The sequence below is a fragment of the uncultured Succinatimonas sp. genome (assembly GCF_905203285.1).
In the GTDB taxonomy this organism is placed as follows: domain Bacteria; phylum Pseudomonadota; class Gammaproteobacteria; order Enterobacterales; family Succinivibrionaceae; genus Succinatimonas.
Genome location: NZ_CAJKVK010000137.1, coordinates 1 through 2,941, shown reverse-complemented (window position 1 = coordinate 2,941; position 2,941 = coordinate 1). Strand labels below are relative to the sequence as shown.

The following is a 2,941-nucleotide window of genomic DNA, read 5'->3' as shown; positions in this document are numbered from 1 at the left end:
GGAAAATCAAAAATTTTTTGAAAAAGAAGGATTATCAAAAATATCGCAAATTCATAAAGACGAACTTTTATCAAAACTGATAAATGACAGCTCACCTGCCGTTTTGGAGCTTAAAGACTATCTTTTGGGCAAATACCGCTTTGATCCTGCATGCCTTACTTAAGTACGAGCTTCGTTTTTATCAGAAATTTTTAAACCAGCTTTAAGCTCATCTAAAAATATCCGAGCAGGCTGAGAAAGCATGCGGTCTTTTTTCCACACAATATAACTTTCAGAATACAAAGTAGGTTCAAACGGAACAAAAACTACGTCATTGTTAAAGTCCGAGTGATCGCCGATTAAACCGTCAAAAGCGATAATATGTCCTAAAGAGCTTTTAACCAGCATAACTGCATTATTTATAAAATCGCATGTAGCAGCAATTCGCAGATTGATAGGAGGGAACCCCAACCATCCTTCCAATGCTTTATTCTGAAACATAGTTTTTGACATAATCATCGGTAAACCGCGCAAATCTTGAGGACAAATCTTTTGTTTTTGAGAAAGAACACTTCCTTTAAGGGTATAAATTCCGAAACGATTTTTATCATGTATTTTTAAAAAGGCAAAAGACGGATCCGGCATATGAACCGTTAGAGCCAGCTCACATATTCCATTTTCAAGATAATTTAACGCATGCTGTCTGATTGCCGTCATCAAATCAAAATACACAAAAGGATTTTTTTGATTAAATTCATGCATTACTTTGGCAATATTAAGCATGGTCGGGGTTTCCGCTGCCGCAAAAGAAATAACGCCTTCAAGTTTGTCAGATGTTTTTATTTCCTTTTTCATGCGCGATACCATGTCCAACACCTCAACGGCGCGCTGATATAGTAAAAGACCTTTCTCGGTAGGTTTAATACCGTTTTTTGAGCGCTCAAAAAGCTTATGCCCGACCTCTTCCTCAAGCTCATGAAATTGCCTGGTCAAAGTGGGCTGAGTAACATAAAGCTGCCTTGACGCCTCGTTAATGCTTTTAGCTTCCACAGCAACAATAAAGTATCGTAAAACCCTTAAATCCATATAACATACATCTCCAAAAGCAGCTCAGCCATACATCGTTTAAGGAAAGATCGGCAATAAAATCCGCAACATTAAATATATACACCTTTTAAATGTAATCTAAAAAAGCGTTTTTAAATAATTTGCACAAAAACACAACAATTGAGTTAAATTTTCATATTTATCGTGAAGGATAGACTTAGATCTATACTTTTGCCGTCAATGTGAACTGAGGTAATGCAATGAAAAATATACTCGTAGTATCAGGACATACAGATCTTGAACAAGATTCCGTAGCCAACAAAACTATTCTTGAAAATTTAAAGCAGCAATTGCCTGATGCGGTTTTTGATTTATTAGATGCACAATATCCTGATTTTAATATTGATGTTAAAAAAGAACAGGAAAAACTCATAAAAGCAGATATTATTGTTTTCCAGTATCCTATTTTCTGGTATTCAATGCCTTCGCTTTTACACAGATGGGTAGAAAAGACCTTCGTACACGGTTTTTCTCACGGTTCTAAGGGCAAAAGCCTGCAAGGCAAAAAGTTAATTGCTTCCTTTACTACAGGAGCTCCTGAAACGTTTTTTGCCAACGGCGGCATTGATCATATGCTTTATCCCATTCACGGGATTTGCAATTTATGCGGTATGGAGTTTAAGGGTTATGTTTACACAGGTGGGGTTTCATACCAATTGCGCACTGATGAAGCTTCTTTAAGCCAAATTAAAGCCAAAGCCTGTGAACACGCAAAACGTGTAATAAGCCTTATTAATACAATCTGATATCAATAAATAAAGACAATCCTCTTTTGACTGAGGATTGTCTTATGTCAACAGCACCTCTCCAATCTGACCTCTTTGTTTTTCCATACATATCACTGCAACTCTTTAACTTTTAATGCTCTTTCCTTATTACAAGCTCTAAAAAATCAGTATTTAACAAAAATCGAAGACAAAAATAAACTAAAAACAGCTTAGCTTTAACGGTAAGATACTTACGCTTAGGGATAATAAAGAAGATGTTTCTTAAGCCTGAAAATAAGCTCTGTGATAGATAATTGAGACAGATTTAAAACTGATAAATGTACGTGTTCTTTTTCACCGTCAAACTCAATAAGCTCAGCATTAAATTGCGGGCATACAGCTTCAAAGATGGTTTTGAGTTAGTTAATTATTTGTGTGATTAAGCTTTTTTAAGAGATTTAGTTGCAAATATCTCATTTATGTATGGCTTCTAAACGGGACAATGGGTATGATAAACGGCGTTTTTTGTTTATAAACAATAAGATAAGAGTAATAAATGTCGGAGCCAATGCGTCTTGCCTTTAAGTATAAACTGCGTCCTGCAAGGAAGCAGGAGCAGGCTTTTCGCAATTTCTCCGGTTGCTGTCGTTTTGCTTATAACGCGTTACTTGGTGAGGAAAAAGAGCAATATCAAGATTATTTAGACGAAATTGAATCAAGACTGTGTTTTAGTGAAGCTTTAAGTGAAGATGAAGCCAAAGCTCTATGTGTTAAACCGACACTTAATCAATATTCATTTAATTACGCTTTAAAAAGATTAAAGGAAGAATATCCTTTTTTTAAAGAATACTGTCACAGTCAAGTCCTGCAGCAGAAAGTAATGGACTTATATGAAGCGTTTAAAAAGTTTTTTAAAGGTAAAGGCGGCTATCCGAAGTTTAAGAAAAGACACAGCGATGACGGATTCCGTTATCCGCAGGGTTTTAAGGCGGACGAAGACAACGGCAGGATATTTCTTCCCAAAATCGGCTATGTCAGATACCGCAATTCAAGAAAGATAGAAGGAATACCTAAGAACGTTACCGTAAGACAAGAAGCCGACGGGTGGTATGCCTCCATTCAATGTGAATTTGAATTAAACAATCACG

Annotated in this window: 4 protein-coding genes; 2 read left to right on the top strand and 2 right to left on the bottom strand. The window is 36.1% G+C overall.

The annotated features are described in order from the left end of the window. Positions 1-159: 159 nt before the first annotated feature. Complete coding sequence (locus tag QZ019_RS09605) at positions 160-1,065, bottom strand: LysR family transcriptional regulator (RefSeq protein ID WP_294565912.1); 906 nt, start codon at positions 1,063-1,065, stop codon at positions 160-162. A 221-nt stretch (positions 1,066-1,286) separates the two neighbouring features. Here QZ019_RS09605 and QZ019_RS09600 point away from each other — a divergent pair, with 221 nt between their 5' ends. After that, the gene (locus QZ019_RS09600) at positions 1,287-1,832 is read left to right on the top strand and encodes an NAD(P)H-dependent oxidoreductase (RefSeq protein WP_009144200.1); all 546 of its coding nucleotides are present in this window, start codon (positions 1,287-1,289) and stop codon (positions 1,830-1,832) included. A gap of 218 nt (positions 1,833-2,050) precedes the next feature. On the opposite strand, the gene QZ019_RS09925 is transcribed toward QZ019_RS09600, so the two are convergent. Beyond that, on the bottom strand, positions 2,051-2,203 hold the full coding sequence (locus tag QZ019_RS09925; RefSeq protein WP_366936841.1) for a transposase: 153 nt from the start codon (positions 2,201-2,203) through the stop codon (positions 2,051-2,053). Between the two features lie 146 nt (positions 2,204-2,349). Between QZ019_RS09925 and QZ019_RS09595 the strand changes: the two genes are divergently transcribed. Continuing rightward, positions 2,350-2,941 (top strand): transposase (locus QZ019_RS09595; RefSeq protein WP_295484586.1); only part of this gene is annotated, 592 nt, incomplete at its 3' end.

Excerpts from the sequence above, each read along its gene's own strand:
- QZ019_RS09600 (WP_009144200.1), top strand. The coding sequence starts at position 1,287 with ATGAAAAATATACTCGTAGTATCAGGACATACAGATCTTGAACAAGAT.
- QZ019_RS09605 (WP_294565912.1), bottom strand. The coding sequence starts at position 1,065 with ATGGATTTAAGGGTTTTACGATACTTTATTGTTGCTGTGGAAGCTAAA.